At 43.0% G+C, this 20,402-nt stretch carries 16 protein-coding genes and 2 tRNA genes; 16 read left to right on the forward strand and 2 right to left on the reverse strand.

Translation table 11 applies throughout. The annotated features are described in order from the left end of the window. Nucleotides 1-13: 13 nt before the first annotated feature. From DWW60_RS00565 to sigG, 12 genes are all read left to right on the forward strand, one after another. Nucleotides 14-1,507, forward strand: coding sequence for a GGDEF domain-containing protein (locus tag DWW60_RS00565; RefSeq protein ID WP_022216363.1), 1,494 nt, complete (start codon nucleotides 14-16; stop codon nucleotides 1,505-1,507). A 15-nt stretch (nucleotides 1,508-1,522) separates the two neighbouring features. Beyond that, the gene (locus tag DWW60_RS00570) at nucleotides 1,523-2,794 is read left to right on the forward strand and encodes an ABC transporter substrate-binding protein (protein WP_117874177.1); all 1,272 of its coding nucleotides are present in this window, start codon (nucleotides 1,523-1,525) and stop codon (nucleotides 2,792-2,794) included. Nucleotides 2,795-2,891: 97 nt separating this feature from the next. Next, the gene (locus DWW60_RS00575) at nucleotides 2,892-3,533 is read left to right on the forward strand and encodes a TetR/AcrR family transcriptional regulator (RefSeq protein WP_158565864.1); all 642 of its coding nucleotides are present in this window, start codon (nucleotides 2,892-2,894) and stop codon (nucleotides 3,531-3,533) included. 245 nt (nucleotides 3,534-3,778) lie between these two features. Next, the gene (locus DWW60_RS00580; protein ID WP_117874179.1) at nucleotides 3,779-4,480 is read left to right on the forward strand and encodes an ABC transporter ATP-binding protein; all 702 of its coding nucleotides are present in this window, start codon (nucleotides 3,779-3,781) and stop codon (nucleotides 4,478-4,480) included. 1 nt (nucleotide 4,481) lies between these two features. After that, complete coding sequence (locus DWW60_RS00585) at nucleotides 4,482-7,205, forward strand: FtsX-like permease family protein (RefSeq protein ID WP_117874180.1); 2,724 nt, start codon at nucleotides 4,482-4,484, stop codon at nucleotides 7,203-7,205. Nucleotides 7,206-7,440: 235 nt separating this feature from the next. Next, a complete protein-coding gene (locus tag DWW60_RS00590; protein ID WP_117874181.1) occupies nucleotides 7,441-8,871 on the forward strand; it encodes an alanine/glycine:cation symporter family protein in 1,431 nt (476 codons plus the stop codon). 20 nt (nucleotides 8,872-8,891) lie between these two features. Next, nucleotides 8,892-9,854: an NYN domain-containing protein gene (locus DWW60_RS00595; protein ID WP_022216373.1), complete on the forward strand. Its 963-nt coding sequence runs from the start codon at nucleotides 8,892-8,894 to the stop codon at nucleotides 9,852-9,854. A gap of 171 nt (nucleotides 9,855-10,025) precedes the next feature. Continuing rightward, the gene (locus DWW60_RS00600) at nucleotides 10,026-12,596 is read left to right on the forward strand and encodes a tubulin-like doman-containing protein (protein WP_117874182.1); all 2,571 of its coding nucleotides are present in this window, start codon (nucleotides 10,026-10,028) and stop codon (nucleotides 12,594-12,596) included. A gap of 93 nt (nucleotides 12,597-12,689) precedes the next feature. Continuing rightward, nucleotides 12,690-13,436 carry a 4'-phosphopantetheinyl transferase family protein gene (locus DWW60_RS00605; RefSeq protein WP_158547572.1) on the forward strand — a complete coding sequence of 249 codons (747 nt, stop codon included), beginning with the start codon at nucleotides 12,690-12,692 and terminating at the stop codon, nucleotides 13,434-13,436. A 37-nt stretch (nucleotides 13,437-13,473) separates the two neighbouring features. Continuing rightward, nucleotides 13,474-13,974 carry a helix-turn-helix transcriptional regulator gene (locus tag DWW60_RS00610; protein ID WP_015535018.1) on the forward strand — a complete coding sequence of 167 codons (501 nt, stop codon included), beginning with the start codon at nucleotides 13,474-13,476 and terminating at the stop codon, nucleotides 13,972-13,974. A 21-nt stretch (nucleotides 13,975-13,995) separates the two neighbouring features. Beyond that, on the forward strand, nucleotides 13,996-15,591 hold the full coding sequence (locus tag DWW60_RS00615; protein WP_015535017.1) for a peptide chain release factor 3: 1,596 nt from the start codon (nucleotides 13,996-13,998) through the stop codon (nucleotides 15,589-15,591). A 168-nt stretch (nucleotides 15,592-15,759) separates the two neighbouring features. Then, on the forward strand, nucleotides 15,760-16,542 hold the full coding sequence (sigG, locus tag DWW60_RS00620) for an RNA polymerase sporulation sigma factor SigG (protein WP_022216377.1): 783 nt from the start codon (nucleotides 15,760-15,762) through the stop codon (nucleotides 16,540-16,542). A gap of 86 nt (nucleotides 16,543-16,628) precedes the next feature. Here sigG and DWW60_RS00625 read toward each other — a convergent pair whose 3' ends face one another. Then, nucleotides 16,629-16,826 (reverse strand): hypothetical protein, encoded by a 198-nt coding sequence (locus DWW60_RS00625; RefSeq protein ID WP_015535016.1) that lies wholly within the window; start codon nucleotides 16,824-16,826, stop codon nucleotides 16,629-16,631. Nucleotides 16,827-16,831: 5 nt separating this feature from the next. Then, the gene (argH, locus tag DWW60_RS00630) at nucleotides 16,832-18,241 is read right to left on the reverse strand and encodes an argininosuccinate lyase (protein WP_117874183.1); all 1,410 of its coding nucleotides are present in this window, start codon (nucleotides 18,239-18,241) and stop codon (nucleotides 16,832-16,834) included. Nucleotides 18,242-18,474: 233 nt separating this feature from the next. Here argH and DWW60_RS00635 point away from each other — a divergent pair, with 233 nt between their 5' ends. The 4 genes from DWW60_RS00635 (at nucleotide 18,475) to DWW60_RS00650 (ending at nucleotide 20,364) form a co-directional block, all read left to right on the forward strand. Next, complete coding sequence (locus DWW60_RS00635) at nucleotides 18,475-19,542, forward strand: transglutaminase domain-containing protein (RefSeq protein WP_238050299.1); 1,068 nt, start codon at nucleotides 18,475-18,477, stop codon at nucleotides 19,540-19,542. Nucleotides 19,543-19,579: 37 nt separating this feature from the next. Continuing rightward, the gene (locus tag DWW60_RS00640) at nucleotides 19,580-20,113 is read left to right on the forward strand and encodes a DUF1700 domain-containing protein (RefSeq protein WP_117874184.1); all 534 of its coding nucleotides are present in this window, start codon (nucleotides 19,580-19,582) and stop codon (nucleotides 20,111-20,113) included. A gap of 92 nt (nucleotides 20,114-20,205) precedes the next feature. Beyond that, nucleotides 20,206-20,278 (forward strand) — tRNA-Val (locus DWW60_RS00645). A 12-nt stretch (nucleotides 20,279-20,290) separates the two neighbouring features. Next, nucleotides 20,291-20,364 (forward strand) — tRNA-Met (locus tag DWW60_RS00650). The last annotated feature ends 38 nt before the right edge of the window (nucleotides 20,365-20,402 follow it).

The raw sequence follows: 20,402 nt of genomic DNA on the forward strand, positions 1-20,402 counted from the left end.
GGGGAAGAAAGATATGTCAGCAAACAGCAGGAACAGAACTGAATATGAGATAAGCAAAGCCAGGAGGAGATTCGCTATCATCTTCCTGGCTGCTGTTGTTGCCACAGCAGGTATGATATCTTTTATCATAACAAAACAGGCAGTTGATAATATGAGAAGCAAGATAGTGAATCTTATATCGTCTAACAACCAACAGCTTGGATACAACGTCGACAATTATCTTGTCGGTATAGAAGATACAGTGGCTCTTTTTTTCTCCGATGATCAGCTGTGTGAGTATGATGCCACAGATGATAGTCTGGATGAATTTACCAGAATACAGCAGGAAGCGGCGATTCAGAATAGGATAAGTGACCTTGGTGTGTTTGACAACTTTACAGATTTTGGTGTCGTATATTCCAATGACAAGAGCGTGGGATGGATTTCCAACACAACACTTCAGGCTTTTCCGGATGGAGGAATATATACATATTTTACTGGACATATAAATGACGAGAAGACAATGTCCGGTTGGTTTTTTGATTATTTAAACAGTCCAGACAGGCTTTTCTACGTCAAGAAACTTAATGAAAATGCTGTGATCGTAACTTCTTTCTATAGCAGGGAACTAAGTTCAGTGGTGAATTTAAGTCATGAACTCAAGGATATGAGGGTGTGTCTTGTAAATGATTCCGAGGAAGTTGCGTATTCAAATAATGCAAAATGCGTTGGAGAAAAAATTGAAGTGAACCTTCCAAAGGAAAATGACGACTTCGAATATCAGACAAATTCGGATGGATATGTTATATCCGTAGCACAATGTTCAAATGGCTGGAGAGTAGTGTCTTACATAGGTGAATCTGAGATATTCAAAGAAGTAGGGAGATTGAAATTGTATTCATTTGTAGCAACTCTTGTGCTGGCTTTATTGGTTGTTGTGACAGGAAGCATTGTATTGAAAAGAATATATACACCTGTTTCCGGAGCTATTGAGGAATTAAAGCAAAAGGCTGAATATGACCAGCTTACAGGACTTATGAATAAAGCTTCGTTTGGAGAAGTTGTTGGATCCTGTCTTGAGGAAAAGTCAGAAACAGTCACACATGTGTTTATAATGATAGATATGGACAATTTTAAAAAGGTAAATGATACTTTGGGTCATGGAGAAGGGGATGTGGTTCTGTCTAAAACTGCTGAACTCTTCACAAAAATGCTTGGAGCAGATTCCGTGATCGGACGGGTAGGTGGTGATGAGTTTGCAGTGTACAGGAAGTTTACTGGATGGACTTTGGAAAGTGTTAGAAAGAAAATGGAATTTGAGCTGAGACTGTTGGCTGAAGATTTTACCAGAACGATTTCGAAACAATATACTGAATGTAATCTTTCGTTATCAGCAGGTGTTTACATAGTAGATGGAGAGAACTCATCTGATTATGAAAGCATGATGAAGAAGGCTGATACCGCTTTGTATAAATCAAAGAGAAACGGAAAAAGTCAGTATAGCTGGTTCGTTGAAAATCAGGATTGATCAGAGGTGAAACAGATGAAACATATAATTAAAAATCACAAAAGAGGATTATCGGTTTTGATGATGCTTTTTTTGCTTTTTGTAATTAGTGGTTGCGGAGAGCAAAAAACAGATATGGCTGTCGGGGATACGATAACTATAGAATATTCCTGGTGGGGCGATGATAGTAGAAACCAGTACACACTGGATGCTGTTGATATATTTGAAAAAGAAAATCCAGAAATAAACGTCAAATGCAAATATGGTGTGTGGAATGGATACGAGAAAAGACAGCATATATATATGAAATCACAGGAGACTCCGGATGTTATGCTCATAAATTATGGCTGGCTTGATACATATTCTTCTGACGGATCTGGCTTTTATGATCTTAATACGCTTTCGGATTATATTGATTTTGAAAACTATACTGAAGAAGAGCTTGCCTTTGGAACAAAAAATGGAAGATTAAATGCTGTTCCTATCGCGTTCAATACGGAGACTTTTTATTATAATGAGACTCTTTGGAACTCATATGGACTTAGTATTCCCAGAACATGGGATGACTTGTTTGATGCAGCCAGAATCATGAGCAAAGATGGGGTATATCCTCTGGGCATGACAAAAAAATCATTATTTTTTATGCTGCTTTCACATTATATACAGACAACCGGAAATGATCCGGTCAAATCTGATGGCACATTGAATCTGAATAAGGAACAGATAGGTGACATGTTGGATTTTTATAAGGAACTACTTGATAAAAAAGTCTTAATGTCTGTAGATTCATTTAACAGGAATGCTTTTGCCAGCGGTGAGGTTGGCGGCACTCTTGCGTGGGTAAGTGATGCAGGAGGATATTGTGATCCTTTGAAGGAAAATGGATATGATGTAAAAATAGGAGAATACATATGTGAGCCGGGGGCAAAATCTTTAGGCTGGTTTGTTAAACCTGCAACAATGTATGCGATAAGTAATAATACTGAACACCCAGAAGCGGCCGCAAAGCTGTTGAATTATCTGTTGAACGGTGAGGAAATGACTTTAAGACAGGGAACAGAAAAGGGTGTTCCGATCAGCAGTTCGGCACTTGCTGTTCTTGATGAGCATGATATGCTGACTGGATTTGAGGTACAGGCAGATGCTATGAGAAAAGAAAACAGCGACAAATTGTCGATTATGGCACCGATATTGGAATCTGAGGATGTGTATGGATCATTTAAATCAGATTCTGACTATTATCTGTACGATAAGTTGAGTCGTGATGAGACTATAGACAGAATTTATAGCGATATGTATAAGAAATAAAATAGTTGACAAAATGATCGATATGTTTTAACATAACGGTGTTATCAAGCGTAACACTGTTATGTTATTTTATATTATAATTAAATGGGTGAGGATTATGGCAAAGAAAATACAACATGACAGCGAGACGAGGAAAGAACTTCTAAAGTGTGCCAAGGAAGAGTTCATGGATAAGGGATTTATGGGTGCGTCACTTAGAAATATATGTCAGAAGGCAGGAGTGACAACCGGAGCTTTATATTTCTTTTTTAAGGATAAGGACGATCTGTTCTGCAATGTTGTGGGACACATGATGGACAGACTCAATGCTGTGTTAACCGAGCATTTTTCCGTTGAGATGGACGAGATGAACAATGGCATGGCATCAGACCACAATGAGGACAGTGATTTTGAGTCGGCCAGGAACATAGTGCATGAGATTTATATGCATAGAGAAGAAGTGCTTCTTGTTCTTACGAAGTCACAGGGATCCAGCATGGAGAGCATGCCAGACAATATAGTGGATCAGATGGATGCACACAATGCATTTATATGTGAGGCGATGTGCAGGGCTTATGGAACACCGATGGTTGACAGGAATGTGGTACATTGGATGTCTCATTCACAGATTGATATGTTTATATTCATGGTGACACATATTGACAATGAGAAGGATGCCTTGAAGTTCGTTGAGACAGGTATGAAATATCTGATCTCAGGCTGGTATGGCCTGGTTAAGCCGTGGCAGGATCCAGAATAAGATTTGACCGGAATAGAAAATTGAAAACAGTAAAATGAAAAATGTGGTACAGGGGAATCAAATTTCCATTATGTCTTATTACAGGTCTTCCGAATTACAGGGAAGACCTAAAAAAAGGCTTAAACCATAACAGCGTTATGTATGCAGATGAACATTTGAATAGCTACTAAAGTGTAATGAATTGCTATAAAAAATAAAGTAAATGAAAATTAGAACAACGAGGATATCATAAAGGAGGAAAAATTATGTATTTGGAAGTGTCAGGAGTAAAGAAGAGCTATGGAGAGGGTGGAAGCTATGTGCAGGTGCTTAAAGGTATAAACACAGGTGTTGAAAAAGGACAGATGTGTGTTATACAGGGAACATCAGGTTCAGGTAAGTCAACACTTCTGAACTGTATAGGTGGTCTTGACAATATGGATTCGGGTTCAATAAAGGTTGACGGCACAGAGATATTTGGCATGACCAGCGACCAGCTTTCGGACTACAGACGTGATAATCTGGGATTCATATTTCAGTTCTACAATCTGGTTCCAAACCTCACAGTGAGAGAGAACATACAGGTATGTGAGTATCTGACTGATGATCCGCTTCCTATGGATGACCTGATCGAGACACTGGGACTTACGGAGCATCAGAACAAGTTTCCTTCACAGCTCTCAGGTGGACAGCAGCAGAGATGTGCTATAGCGAGAGCTCTGGTTAAAAATCCAAAACTCCTCCTCTGTGATGAACCGACAGGAGCTCTTGACTCCAAGACATCCAGAGATATTCTTGTTCTTCTCGAGGAGATAAATGCGAAGTATGGAACGACCATGCTGATAGTAACACATAACAATTCCATCAAGAATATGGTTCACAAGGTTATCTTCATAAAGGATGGCCTTATAAGCAAGGAGTATGAGAACGAAGTGAGAGTTCCAGCGTCAGAATTGGAGGATTTGTAATATGCAGAAGGTTTTGAGAAAAAGGGTTCTGAGGGATCTGAAGAATAATCTGTTCAGATACATAGCACTTGCATTTCTTATCATCATGGGTATGTATGTCATTGTCTCGCTGATAGGAGCCGGATATACGATCATTGACAATGGCGAGACACATGACGAGGCAAATAAGATAGAGGATGGTCAGTTTTCCGTATTCGTTCCACTGAGCGATGATGAGATCTCCCAGCTTGAGGATGCTGGCGCAGAGGTTGAGGGGATGTTCTACGAGGACTACGAGGTCATGGATGGCAAGACATTGAGGGTATTTGCCAACAGGGAGAACATAGATCTTGTGGAATGTGATGAGGGAAATCTTGCGGAGGCTGATGATGAGATAGTTGTTGAGAAGAGATTCAGTCAGGTAAATGATATTTCTGTCGGAGATATAATACAGATAGCAGGAAATGAATTCAAGGTGACAGGAATAGGGACATCACCTGATTATAATGCTCTTTTCAAGGAGATGTCAGATACTGTAGTTGACAGTAAGGTGTTTGGAACGGTATTCGTTACAGAGGGGGCGTATGATAAGCTCAATGCAACAGGCGAGAGTGTCAAGACTGAGACATATCTGTATGCGTTCAGACTCGAGGGCAAGACCACCTGTGATGACGTGAAGGATGCACTTGAAGACATCAAGGTCGACACAGACAGCATAGATGATGAGTATTTTCAGGAGTATTGGGATAGAACTGGCGCAGCCATAAACGATTTCAAGGATGGCATAAAGGATCTTAAGTCAGGTGCAAATGAGCTTGCAGATGGACTTGGAGAACTCACTGATAACAACAGGAAGCTCAACAATGCGGCACAGGAGCTGTTTGACGCATACCTTGAACAGGCGTCATCATCTCTCTCAGCGTATGGTTTGGATACAGAGCTCACAGAGGATAATTACAATGACGAGATGACTAAGATTGCCGACAGTCAGGGTGGAATCGTGGCTATGAGTGTCAAGAGTGCCATGAGCGATATTGACAGCATAAAGGTATTCAAGGACGGCATTAAGGAGTATACCGACGGAGCTGCAGAGGCAAAGGATGGCTCGGATGAGCTTGCGGATGGAGTGGCAGAACTCAAGAAGGAGACGGATTCATTCCTCAAGGATTACGACACAGATCTTGCAAATATTACATCATTTGTGACAAGTGATGATAATCCGAGAACAGGCGGAGCCGCTGATGACCAGCAGATCAATGTACAGGCGGGATATTTCTTCGGTGTGCTGCTCATGCTTCTGTTCACATATGTCATATCGGTATTCGTTGTACATGGAATAGAGAAGGAGAGCAGCGTCATAGGTGCGCTCTATGCCCTGGGTGTCAAGAGAAGAGATCTCATGATGCACTATCTGACACTTCCGGTCATAGTCACAACAGTTGCTGGTATAATCGGTTTTCTTATAGGAATAAGCAATGTGGGAATTCCTGTGCAGATGGCAGATGCATATGCGTATTATTCCATCCCTGCTATGGATGTGAAGATCCCGCCGATTCTTATAGTGTACGGTATTGTGATGACGCCACTGGCAGCGATAGTTGTGAACTACTTCGTTATCAGAAAGAAGCTCTCACAGACAGCTCTTTCACTTATAAAGAATGAGGTCAAGCAGCCAAAGGGCAGCAATGTCGATCTCGGAGACATGGGATTTGTCGGAAGATTCAGAGTCAGACAGATGCTCAGAGAGATGAGAACAGGGTTGACCATTGTGATCGGAATGTTTATAGCCCTCATATGCCTGATGTTAAGTCTTAACACTGCAACTTTCTGTTCAAAGGTCAAGAAGCAGAATGTGGAGGATACCCACTATGAATATATGTATACATACAAGTATCCTACAGAGAATCCCCCTGAGGGCGGTGAGGCAGCGTATGCTAAGACTTTGAAGAAAGAGGTATATGGTTACAACTGGGATGTGACAGTTCTTGGACTTTCAAAGAATACTAAGTATTTTGATGTTGACCTTAAGGATGGCAAGAACAGAGTTGCCATATCATCATCATTTGCTGAGAAATATGGTTATGGTGTGGGTGACGAAATCGTGCTCCACGACGAGGAGAATGATATAGATTATGGTTTTACAGTGGACAGTGTGACACAGTATACTCCGGCATTTTATGTTTTCATGACTATAGATGATGCAAGGGAGCTGTTCGGAGCTGGAAGTGATGAGTACAATGTAGTATTTTCAGACAAGGATCTGGAGGTTGATCCTGCAAGACTTTACGCAACCACAACAAAGGCCGATATAGAGTCGGCTGCTGGAATATTTGCAGATCAGATGAGAAGTATGGTTATTATGATAGTTATTATCTCGACACTTATATTCGTAGTGGTAATGTATTTGATGATGAAGGTTATGATTGACAGATCAGCATTCTCGATTTCATTGATAAAGGTGTTTGGTTTCAAGACGAAGGAGATCAGAAAGCTATATCTGGATGGCAATTTTTTCATAATCGCAATCGGAGCAGCCATATGCCTGCCACTTGCAAAGCTTATAATGAGTGCAGTGTATCCTTCTCTGGTGTCAAATGTAAACTGCGGCGTCAAGCTGACATTTGCCCCATGGCTCTGGGCTGTGCTTTACGGCGGAATACTTGTCCTGTATTTCATAATCAACAGAGTTCTTGTTGGCAGGCTGAACAAGATCGTGCCGGCTGAGGTGCTGAAGAACAGAGAGTAAAGATAGTGGCAGTATGATATAAAAGTACCTTAAAATAATATATGATTGCGGAGGCGGTATAAATAATCGTCTCCGTTATTTTGTGTGCAAAATTTGTCTGAAAAGCGGATAGGTATTGTGATTGTTGGTGGGACTATACGGGATATATACGCGTTTTTTCTTGCACAATGTGCAGTTTATATTGTAAAATCATATATGATATGCAAAAAAGTAATAGGAAAAGAGAAGTACAGATATGGAGAAATTACTTAAGATCATTGCCGATGTGAATTCATCGGTGAACAATTTTATATGGGGAGTGCCATCCATGATATGTATCGTGGGCGTGGGACTGTGGCTCCTCATAAGAAACAGGGGGGTTCAGTTTACAAAGTTTGGATACGCGTTCAAGCATACGTTTGGAAGGATATTCAACAAGAAGGAGACTTCAGATGGTGCCATCAGTCCTTTTCAGGCCATGTGTACGGCGTTGGCGGGAACGGTTGGAACGGGAAATATAGCCGGTGTTGCTGGAGCCATCGCCATAGGCGGTCCTGGTGCGGTATTCTGGATGTGGATCTCAGCACTTCTTGGAATGGGAACAAAGTTTGCAGAGGTCGTACTTGCAGTGTTCTATCGTGAGAAGGATGTGAATGGTGACTGGGTCGGCGGACCAATGTATTACATCAAGAATGGCCTAGGCAAGAATGCTTACATCCTGGCTATAGCATATTCAGTCCTCGGTATACTCACAGTGTTCGGAACAGGAAATGCAACACAGGTCAATACCATCACAACAGCTATAGATTCAGCACTTTTTAATTATAATCTGGCTGACAAGAGCAATACATTTACAATCAATCTTGTGATAGGAATCATGATAGCTATTCTTGTTGGTCTCATACTTATAGGAGGAATCAAGAGAATAGGAAGCGTGACAGAGAAGCTGGTGCCATTCATGGCTGCTATGTATATCATCATGGCTATAATTCTTGTAATAATCAATATCAAGAGTGTGCCGGGAGTGTTCGCTTCTATATTTGAAGGTGCATTCAATCCGAAGTCCGTGACCGGTGGAATAGTTGGAAGTCTGTTCCTCAGCATGAGAAAGGGTGTATCGAGAGGTATTTTCTCCAATGAGGCAGGTCTTGGTACAGGATCCATAGCCCATGCATGTTCTGATGTAAAGCATCCGGTGCAGCAGGGACTCTGGGGAATATTCGAGGTATTTATCGATACTATAGTTATATGTACGCTTACGGCACTTGTAATACTGTGCAGTGGAACTGAGGTAGCCTACGGACAGGCTGCAGGAGCCGATCTCACGATCAACGGCTTTGTTGCAACCTACGGCAATTGGATATCGATATTCACAGCGGTGGCTTTGTGCTGTTTCGCGTTCTCAACCATACTCGGATGGGGACTTTACGGTTCAAGATGTGTCGGATTCCTGTTTGGAAGTAAGCTTATCAAGCCGTTCATGGTTGTGTATGCATTTGTAGCAATCATCGGTGCGACCATGGATCTCGGACTTCTCTGGGATATAGCGGACACCTTCAACGGACTTATGATCATACCTAACCTGATCGCAGTATTCATGCTGTCAGGTACAGTTGTGAAGCTTACCCGTGAGTATTTTCAGGATGGACCGGGCAAGTTTGGGGTTGAGACCGGCAAAGAGAACTGATAAATGAAAGGGACTTTTATATGGAAGAAATATCAAGTGAGATTTCTAACAAGTATGCGATACTTATCGATTCAGAGAATGTATCGGCAAAATATATTGAGAGTATATTTGATGAGCTGTCAAGGCTCGGCTCAATAACGGTGCGGAAGATATATGGGGATTGGTCAAAGAATAACAATGGCTGGGACAAGGATTGTCTGCTGTCATATTCTATACAGCCTGTACAGCAGTTTTCATACACGGCGGGAAAGAATTCAACGGATTCGGCCATGATAATAGATGCGATGGATCTTCTCTATACGAGCAATATAGATGGATTCTGTCTGGTGACAAGCGACAGCGATTTCACTAGGCTTGCATCAAGACTCAGGGAGGCTGGCAAGCAGGTCATCGGAATGGGAGAACGCAAGACTCCGAAAGCGTTCGTGAGTGCGTGTACAAGCTTCAAGATCCTTGATTCACTGGTGACAGAGGATCTCAACAAGCCGGCATCGAAGAATGCCATGCTTGAGGCTGCGGCTGTGGACGAGTCATATATCACAAGCATAAGGGACATAAAGAAGACGGTCTACAATATAATAGATGAGAACGATGACAAGGATAAGAAGACTCATATGGGTGAGATCGGAAGCCGCCTTGTGAACAAATATCCTGACTTTGACGTGAGAAATTATGGGTATTCCAAGCTGTCAACATTCCTCAGTGAGGAGTTTGACGATCTGGATATAGACAGCGGCAGGCAGAAATTTGTGTCCATCAAGAACCATATCGATCCTAAGAGTGCTGTCAAGCTGCGCATAGTGAGACTTCTCACGGAGAATTCTGACACTATGTACAATATGGGACTGCTGAATACAGAACTTAAGAATATTATACCCGGCTTCAGCATAAAGAAATATGGATACAGTAAGTTTTCAAGCTTTCTCAAAAGCTTCGGTTGTTTTGAGATCGTGGGAGACAGGGTAAAATTGACAGATAAGTAGAAAGTGTTTAATGCTTAAATATGTCAAAATTTAGAAAAAATGCCAAATAAATTAACGCTTTTTGTTGAAAATCAATAAGAATAGTGATAAATTGAAAATGTGGGTTTTCAGGTACAGAAAATTCACTATGGGGGAAGAAGTGTACGTGCATATTAAGGAGAGGCATAATCTATGATACTTATTGATACTCAAAAAGAGGAGTTTAGCAAATTAAAAGACATACGTGTTTTTGGACGTATAAGTCATGAGAACAGATTCAACAAGAATCTGCTCGTAATAGGTCTTGGGGGACTTGGAGGCAGGACCGTTTGCGCGCTTAAGGGTATGCTGATGGATAACATCACACCCGAGGATAACATTAATTTCCTCATGATAGATTCAGATATAGCAGAGATGGAGGCTACCATAGATGATAGCAAGGAGGGTGTAGGTTTCAATGCCCTTGAGGTTATCAGTATATACAGACCGGACATTGAGAATGTTCTGGAGAATGGAATCCAGAAGAATCCGATCCATGAGAATCTTGCAAACTGGATGGATCCTGAATTCCCGGCTATCACGATAGGAAGAGACGGAGCAAAGGGGAACAGACAGATTGGACGTCTGATGTTCTCGAATGCATATACGGATGTCAGAATGCTCCTTTTTGATAAGCTTCAGGATGTATACGACAAGACGACGGAGGGAACAGTCGATGTTCTGATCGTATCCGGAATCGCCGGGGGAACCGGAAGTGGAATCCTCTCAGATGTCGCATATAACATACGTGCGTATGGTAAGGCGAAGAAGTGGAACAATCTGAGGATTGGCGGTTGCCTGCTCACACCGGATGTACTGTTCGGTCATAAGGCTGTATATGAAGATACAGAGCTTGTGGCGAGACTCAATGCAAATGGATGTGCGACCCTCAAGGAAGTTGATTATTATATGAAGCTCTCCGAGAAGGATGACAACTATACATTTATCAGTAAGTCAAACAAGATGGTCATCAGGGAGAATCTCTTTGATGCCTGCATGCTTGTATCAGGTAGAAAGGACGAACAGGGCTACATACCTGAGGGATACATCACAAGGGATACAGCAAGCTTCCTCTACAGGCTAGCCAGCAACAAGTTCATTGGCAACAATGACGTGGAGAACGACAGGAAGCTTCTCAGGGATGTATTTTTTGAGAATGAGGGATATTCCATCACGAACTGGAAGATGGAGCACAGTGACGAGAATATCAAGAAGTCAAACTGCTATTACAAGGTAGTAAGCGAGGCTGACTACCATATTCCTATCAAAGAGATAGAGAATATGTGTGAGAATGATCTGTTTTCCCAGGCATATAAGGGATTGTTCAGATCTCCGTTCAAGGAGGGCAATGCCGAGGAGGATATCAAGAATGTACTCACAGAGCTCACTGTATTCTTGCAGGAGGAGCAGGGTGAGGATATCAAACTTGCCGTGAACGGTCTCATACAGTATGGTCAGATCACCAAGCCTACATATAAGATGATAAAGAAGAATACGGACGGTCTTCGAGAGGGCTTTGCCAAGAAGATGGAGAACTTTGAGAAGGAACTTCCGGTTATCATAAAGTCGATGAAGAACAAGCTTTGGAGTTCACTTGATGATGTGATATCCAAATATATGAATGAGTTTGGCCCATATGGCGCAATAGATGTCATAGGTGCACCGAGTGCCGGTGTAACAGATTCTACAAAGGGTATGATGGCTGAAGTCAGAAAGCTTGAGAAGATGATGAAGGATTATACACCGTCGGGTGAATATACCAGAATCATTGATTCCATCAAGACCATTGTTGCGAAGAGATTCTTCACTTTCCCTTCAGCGAAGAGGGAGACTGAGAATGGTTATTTCGATGCATGCATCAAGGAAGCACTTGCTGCGGAGAGAACAAAGCTTATAGATGAACTCGATGCACAGGATCTGTTTGGAGATACACTTAGATGGCTTCAGCAGAGGGCAGAGAGACTTGACGAGATATATTCACAGTTTGGAGAGGATCTGAAGAATTCCATCGAGGATCTTGCGAATAACGGTGATAAGGCTGTTGGCAATATACTCAAGAAAGCCAAGAGACATGAATTTCTTCCGACTGATTATGTCACATCCAGAAGGATAAAAGAGATGGAGACAGGGATCATCAAGCTCATGCTGGACAACGAGTCCAATATAGACGGTGGAAGAGTTGTTCCTGTCAAGGATGAGATGGAGAAGATATACAGAGAGCTGTTTTCCGGTGTCGGAGCATATGGTCCTGAGAAGATGTTCACAGTGGCATTTGCTGATAAGAAGCTCACGGAGCAGGATCTCAACGTTATGTACGGATCTCCAATCAACGACAGGAGAACATCCATCATGGAGGAGGCTGCCAGGGCGTTTGTGGATGATATATCAGAGGAACAGCCTCTGTGTGTTCTTGCTGACGGATATAAGGAGAAGCTTCTTGCAAAGAAATATATATCGGTTCCAAATGTGATGCCGTATTTCAGCAAGGCAGTCAAAGCGATACTGATGGCTCCACCTTACAATGAGAAGGAGGATTCAATAACGCTCAATCCGGGTGAGATAGAGATCTCGATCGATGATATATTTGTCGGTGTTCCGGTATCCATGATGCAGTGTGCGATGGAGATGCAGATGGCTTACAATGCAGTATATGATTACAAGGGACTTCATATTGATGAGGTGAACAAGGATATGAAGAGCTTCCCTGATTTTGTCACAATATAGGTTAGTTTATACAGCCCTTTAATATGCGAGTATTAAGGGGCTGTATTGTTGTTATGACCATGGCGTATTTGGTAGAAAGAGATGGAATTGGATTTGAATAAATCTTTTAACGGATACAGAGCATATATAATGGATACGGGGGCATTTGCTGACGATGGGATATATGGCAGATGTCTGGATGCAGTATCGGAATACAGAAGGTGTAAGGTGGAACGTCTCAGGAGGCGGGATGACAGGAATGCCAGTCTTGCAGCGGGAATCCTGCTTGCACATGCTCTCAGGGAATGTGCCGGAATTGATGAACGGCTGGTCACGTATGAGAAGAATAAGGCGGGAAAGCCGTTTATAAAGGACATTCAGTTTTCGATAAGCCATACCGAGGGTTGTGTGGCGGCTGCGATAGGCAGTGAGCCTTGTGGTATAGACGTTGAGAGAGTCAGAAGGATACCGGACAGCATAGTTAACCGCCTGTATTCGGATGAGGATAAAAAATGTGTGATGTCGTGTGCACACCCGGAAATATACAGCACATGTGTGTGGACAAGGCGCGAGGCGTACAGCAAGATGACCGGAACAGGCATACTTATGAAGGATGAGGAACAGCAAATGGTCATGGACAATGCGCATATGGAGAAGAAGAATATCTGGCTGGGCAATTATGCAGTATGCAGGGCTGAGTGTGACGGCCGTATGCATATGGATGAAATAGCGGATCCTGCGCATGCAGAGGGAGATATGAATATAGACTTTATAGCTGCATTTTGCGCAGCTTCTGATGGAACTTTTTCACCGGATATTAAGATGATTGATTCGGCTGATATTGTGTGTTATTATGTTTAATTAGGTGTATTAGGAAGAACTACATAAGGAGAAAAAAATGAGTAAAAAAGCTACAAAGGCGCTTAACAATAAATATTATGTCGCAAGATATAATGCGTCTAAGGTGAACGATAACCTTACAAGCAGGGAGAAGAGTGCAGAGGTGCTCAATATAGACAGGACAAGGCTTTCAAGAATAGAGCTTGGCACAGTAGTTCCGTACCCTGAGGAGGTACTTTCCATGTCAAAGGCGTATGACATACCCGAGCTCTGTAACAGCTATTGTTCAGGCGACTGCCCTATAGGAAAAGAGACGGTGAAGCCGATAAATGCGGACAGCCTTGACAGGCTCATACTTCAGTTCCTCGGATCCTCCAAGAAGATGGAAGATATATCTGAGCAGCTTATAGAGATCACCGCTGATGGAATAGTCGATGAGACCGAGGTTGCAGCTTTTGATGCTGTCCTTGAGGAGCTGGAGAAGATGTCTGTGAATATACAGTCGCTTATGCTCTGGGCTCAGAAGAACAGGGACATTTTGAAGAATAAGAATCAATAAATTGTATATGAGGAAAAGATAATGGATGACAAGTTAAGAGAAGAGATCAACAGAAGAAGGACATTTGCCATAATTTCACATCCTGATGCAGGTAAGACTACACTCACAGAGAAGTTTCTGCTCTTTGGCGGCGCAATAAACACAGCGGGATCTGTAAAGGGAAAGGCAAATTCCAAATATGCAGTGTCGGACTGGATGGATATAGAGAAGGAGAGAGGTATCTCGGTAACCTCGTCTGTTCTGCAGTTCAATTATGACGGATATTGCATAAACATACTTGACACACCTGGACATCAGGATTTCTCGGAGGATACCTACCGTACACTTATGGCTGCGGATTCTGCGGTCATGGTGATCGATGCATCCAAGGGTGTTGAGGCTCAGACCATAAAGCTCTTCAAGGTATGTGTCATGAGACATATACCTATATTCACATTTATAAATAAGATGGACAGAGATGCAAGGGATACATTTGAGCTTCTCGATGATATAGAGACTGTTCTCGGTATCAAGACATGCCCTGTCAACTGGCCTATAGGTTCAGGAAAAGAGTTCAAGGGTGTATATGACAGAAAGACCAAGATAGTGTCCACGTTCCAGGCTATATCGACAGGTGGAGCCAAGAAGGCGGAGGAAACAGATTATCATATAGACGATGAGGCTCTCAAGGAGCTTGTCGGCCCATACCTCTTTGACCAGTTCAATGAGGAGATAGAGCTTATAGATGGTGCCACAGAGGAGATGGATATAGAGAAGGTCAGAGCCGGAGAGCTCTCCCCTGTATTTTTCGGTTCTGCGCTGAATACATTTGGTATCGAGCAGTTCCTGAACTATTTCCTTAAGATGACGACACCTCCTCTCGGACGTAATTCATCAGAGGGAATCATAGATCCTGTAACAGAGCCGTTCTCAGCTTTTGTGTTCAAGATCCAGGCAAATATGAACAAGGCTCACAGAGACAGAATCGCATTTATGAGAATCTGCTCTGGTAAGTTTGAGGCAGGCATGGAGGTATATCATGCTGCCAGCAAGAGAAAGATCAAGCTTTCCCAGCCTCAGCAGCTTATGGCTCAGGACAGAAAGATCGTCGATGAGGCTTATGCCGGTGACGTTATAGGAGTATTTGATCCTGATCTGTTCTCCATCGGAGATACGCTCACAACAGGCGGAAAGAAGTTTGAGTATGAGGGTATCCCTACATTTGCACCGGAGCACTTCTGCAGGGTTGTTCAGCTCAACAGCATGAAGCGTAAGCAGTTTGTCAAGGGTGTTACCCAGATTGCCCAGGAGGGTGCTATACAGATATTTCAGGAGTACACTGCGGGACTTTCGGAGATCATAGTCGGAGTTGTAGGTGTGCTTCAGTTTGATGTACTTAAGTACAGACTTGAGAACGAGTACGGCTGTGAGATAAGACTTGAGCCGATACCATATAACTATATCAGATGGGTGAAGGATCCTACCATAGACGTGACAAAGCTCAAGCGTGTGAGCGATGTCAAGAAGGTTAAGGACATGAAGGGTAATCCGCTTCTCCTGTTTGCAAATGAGTGGGTCATCGATCAGGTTCTCCAGCACAATGAGGGACTTGAACTTGAGGAGTTCAGAAAGAACTAGATATACGAAGATAAGAGACCATGAAGATGATGAGTGACTTAGGACACAAATTGGTTTTCATGGTCTTTTTGCGTGCATATATATCAGTAAAAGTGGTGCAAATATGAATAAATTAGCATGTATCTGACAATCCTAGTGTTAGACAGATAACACGTGGAGGGACATGATATGGCGCTGAACAGAGTGGTTATATGTGGTGTAAATACATCGAAATTACCATATCTTACAGAGGATGAGAAGAACATGCTGTTTGACAGGATGGAGCAGGGAGACAGCTCTGCCCGGGAGGAGTTTATAGAGGGGAATCTCCGCCTTGTGCTCAGCGTGATCCAGAGATTTGGCAGTTCAAATGAGAATCCGGATGATCTGTTCCAGGTTGGCTGTATAGGGCTTATCAAGGCGTTGGATAATTTTGACAGAAGTCTCAATGTCAAATTCAGTACGTACGCTGTGCCTATGATCATAGGTGAGTGCAGAAGGTATCTCAGAGATAACAATGCTATAAGAGTATCAAGGTCATTGCGTGATATAGCCTACAAGGCGATATATGCCAAGGAAAATCTCCAGAAGACAAAGGATAAGGAGCCGACGATAGAGGAGATAGCGGAGGAGATAAGTATACCGAAGGAAGATATAGTCATGTCGCTTGATGCCATATCGGCACCGCTGTCCCTGTATGAGCCGGTGTATCAGGAGGGTGGAGACACCTTGTACATCATGGATCAGATAAGAGACAGAAAGAATAAGGAGGAGATGTGGGTTGAAAACCTTGATCTCAGAGAGGCTATGGACAGGCTGTGCGACAGGGAGAAGAATATAGTGAGGCTGAGATTTTTTGAGGGAAAGACCCAGACGGAGGTGGCAGAGGAGATATGCATATCCCAGGCGCAGGTCAGCCGCCTCGAGAAGAATGCGATAAAAAGTCTTAGAAGGTATCTTGAGGACAAATAAACCGGAATGTTGTACACATATAAATATCCCCGCTGGGCCATAGTGAGAACAGCGGGGATATTTATTATACGGTATGTGGATTAAGCTTAGATAAGGTAGCCTGAATCGAGATCGACATCCTTCACGTCGTGTCTTGTGACGAGTCCGTCTTTCTGGATGTCATGCTGTATTTTTTTCAGGGTTTCCATTGGAAGCTCAGTCATGAGAGCAACCTCCTCAAGAGAGATATCGACCTTGAGCATCTTTTCTGCCATATCGTATTTGGCTTTTGTTGTATTGTTCATAAAAATCACTCCTTGGTGTGCTTGGTTAAATCCTGCTCAGCCCATGCTAAGAACTTGTCGTTTGCATCGATCACCTTCTGCATTGCAGCGTGTCCCGGAGCACCGATTGTGTTACGCTTCTGAACACATTCTTCCATGCTGATGGCTGTATATATGTCATCTTCAAATACAGGACAGATGGCCTTGTACTCGTCGAGACTAAGCTGGTCGAGGGAGATGTTCTCCTCTATGCACTTCAGAACGAGCTGGCCGACGATGCCGTGTGCATCACGGAAAGGTACACCGTGATTTACAAGGTAATCTGCGGCATCTGTTGCGTTGGTGAATCCGTTCTTGGCTGATGCTTCCATTCTAGGCTTGTTGACTGTCATGGTGGCTATCATGCCTGTGAACAGTGTGAGACATCCCTTTACAGTGTCTATCGCGTCAAATGTGAGCTCCTTATCCTCCTGCATGTCCTTGTTGTATGCGAGAGGGATTCCCTTCATGGTTGTGAGAAGGGAGGTGAGAGCACCGTAAACCCTGCCTGTCTTACCTCTTACGAGCTCGGCTATATCCGGGTTCTTCTTCTGTGGCATGATAGAGCTTCCTGTGCTGTATGAATCATCGAGCTCAACAAACTGATATTCATTTGAGTTCCAGATGATGATCTCCTCGGAGAAACGTGAGAGATGCATCATGATGGTAGACATGGCGGATAAAAGCTCTATGCAGTAATCCCTGTCGGCAACTGAATCCATGCTGTTGAGAGTCGGACCGTAGAAGTCCAGCAGAGAAGCGGTGAGCTCTCTGTCGAGCGGATATGTGGTTCCTGCGAGGGCACCTGATCCGAGAGGACAGTAGTTCATTCTGTCATATATATCGTTCATTCTGTCGTAGTCACGCTTGAACATCTCCATGTATGCTCCAAAGTGATGTGCCAGAGTTATTGGCTGTGCCTTCTGGAGGTGAGTAAATCCAGGCATGTATGTGTCGATGTGCTCATTCATAAGTCTGTGAAGAGTAGTCAGAAGCTTGTAAATAAGCTCCTTGAGCTCGATGATCTCGTCTCTTACATAGAGCTTCATGTCCAATGCAACCTGGTCGTTCCTGCTTCGTCCGGTGTGAAGCTTTTTGCCCACATCGCCGATCCTGTCTATGAGATTTGCCTCGACAAAGCTGTGTATATCTTCGTATTCTGAAGTGATCTGCAGAGAACCGTTCTCCACATCGTTCAGTATGCCCTTAAGTCCCGCTATGATCTGATCTCTTTCCTCGTCAGTGAGAATACCGGATGAAGCGAGCATGGTTACATGCGCGATACTTCCGCGGATATCCTGTCTGTAGAATTTCTGATCAAATGAAATAGATGCGTTAAAGTTATATACTAATTTGTCTGTTTCTTTTGTGAAGCGTCCGCCCCAGAGCTGAGCCATATTAAATCCTCTTTTCTGTTATTTTTTTGTTTTAGGTTGAAAACTGAGTAAATTATAAGGTAGTTTTCAAACAACGTACATTTTACAACATAAAAGTTCGCATATCAACACAAATAAGGTTTATTTATAACCACAGGAAATGCGTGGTTGGTGCTTGCGGCGCAAAAGTACAGATGATAAAATATACAGGCGGATCACCGCAGCAAAGCAGGGATGGAGGATTGACAGGAAGTTTGGGTACAAAAAAGAAGATTCTTGGAGTTATAAGTATTGTAGTTGTTCTCTCGCTGATGATGGTGGGAGTGCGGTGGTTGTTCTTCAATGTGATCAAGAGCAGCCAGATGCTTGATGGCCTGGTGGAGTTCCGGGCGGCCGTTGTCCAGGATATGGAGGACGGAAACGAGTCGGGCATGTATTATGTAAGTAATGTGGCGAAAAGTGATGTGCACAACATCAACAAATATATAGATTCGGCATACGGCTCAGTGGATACGTACAGGATAATAATTGAGACGGGAAGATATCTGGCAATACAGCTCAACTATGAACTGTCGGATAATTATTATGCTGTCAGAAAATATATAGAAGGAACGGATATCCCGGAGGACAACATAAGGGCGAAGCAGATATATGAGGTGATCGACAGTTTTATAAATGACAACATTTCAGATGGCATGAGCGACCTTGACAAGGAGATCGCCGTGCACGATTATATAGTGGAAAACTGTGTCTATGGATATCCCGACAATAATGATGATGCATATACGGCATATGGAGCGCTGGTGCTTCACCAGAGCGTGTGCGACGGCTACGCTGAGGCGTTCTTCATAATCATGTCCTGTCTGGGCGTCAAATGTGACATAGTAGTCGGAAGCACGGAGGAAGGACTTCATGCATGGAATCAGATAGAGCTCGGCGGAGAATGGTATAATGTGGATCTGACATGGGATGACTCGCTGCCGGATATGGGCAGCTATCTGAAGCACACCTATGTGAATGTCGATGACAGCACACTGGAACTGACTCACTCATGGGAAAAGCAATTCTACAGAGAGTGTGCCGACACAGCGTATAATTTCTATAAAAAGAGGTTTTATACCTATGACTCGTTCGATGAGTATAAAAAAGGCATAAGGATACAGATGGGCGGCAGTAATGTGCTGGAAGCTGCTATATATACAGATGACGAAACATTTGACTTGTCATTTCTGTACAATTATGGCAATATAAGGTCTATAAATTATGTGGTGGAAGATATGGGCGGCTACAAAGTTGTCGTCGTATATCTTAATATGAAGTGATAAAAATAGAATTGACATAATGGCGCGGAGGTGCGATATGCGAAAAAGAGAGTTTATGGATGAGTTGAAGAAAGCTCTTGATGGAAATGTCTCAACGCAGACATATTATGACACGATGAATTATTATGAGGATTATTTTAAGAAGCAGAAAGAAGCAGGCAAGTCAGAGGAGGAGATATGTTCATCTCTGGGATCTGCAAGACTGATCGCCAAGACGATCATTGACACAGAGGGACAGGGCGCAAGCGGAAGATATTATGATACAGAATCCTCTTCGTATGATGACAGCTACAACACCCGCAAAGCCAGCGGAAGCAGTCAGAAGGGCTGGCATGTAAATGTGGACGACGAGGGCAATACAAGCTTTGCTTATGGCAAGCTTGATTTCAGTTCACCGATAGGCAAGGTGCTGACAGCGATAATACTCATTCTTGTGGCTGCACTTGTTATAGGTATAGTGCTTGGAGTTATCTGGCTGGGATTTAAGATAGTGTGGTATATCGTGATACCTGTTGTCATCATTCTGTTCATAGTGAATCTCATTATTTACTTGTTTGGTGGAGGCCGATAAAAAATAAAATAAAAAAAGTGAAAAAAGTTGTTGACAAAACATGGTCACTTGAGTATACTAACAAAGGTGTCAGCGATGACACGAAGTAATATGGGATCTTAGCTCAGCTGGGAGAGCATCTGCCTTACAAGCAGAGGGTCATAGGTTCGAGCCCTATAGGTCCCATTTACAAGACATGGCGAGATAGCTCAGTTGGCTAGAGCATGCGGTTCATACCCGCAGTGTCGAGGGTTCGAATCCCCCTCTCGCTACTATTTGATGAGACGGAAGACATTCCGTCTTTTTTTTA

The organism is Coprococcus sp. AF16-22, assembly GCF_003461545.1.
Classification (GTDB): domain Bacteria; phylum Bacillota; class Clostridia; order Lachnospirales; family Lachnospiraceae; genus Coprococcus; species Coprococcus aceti.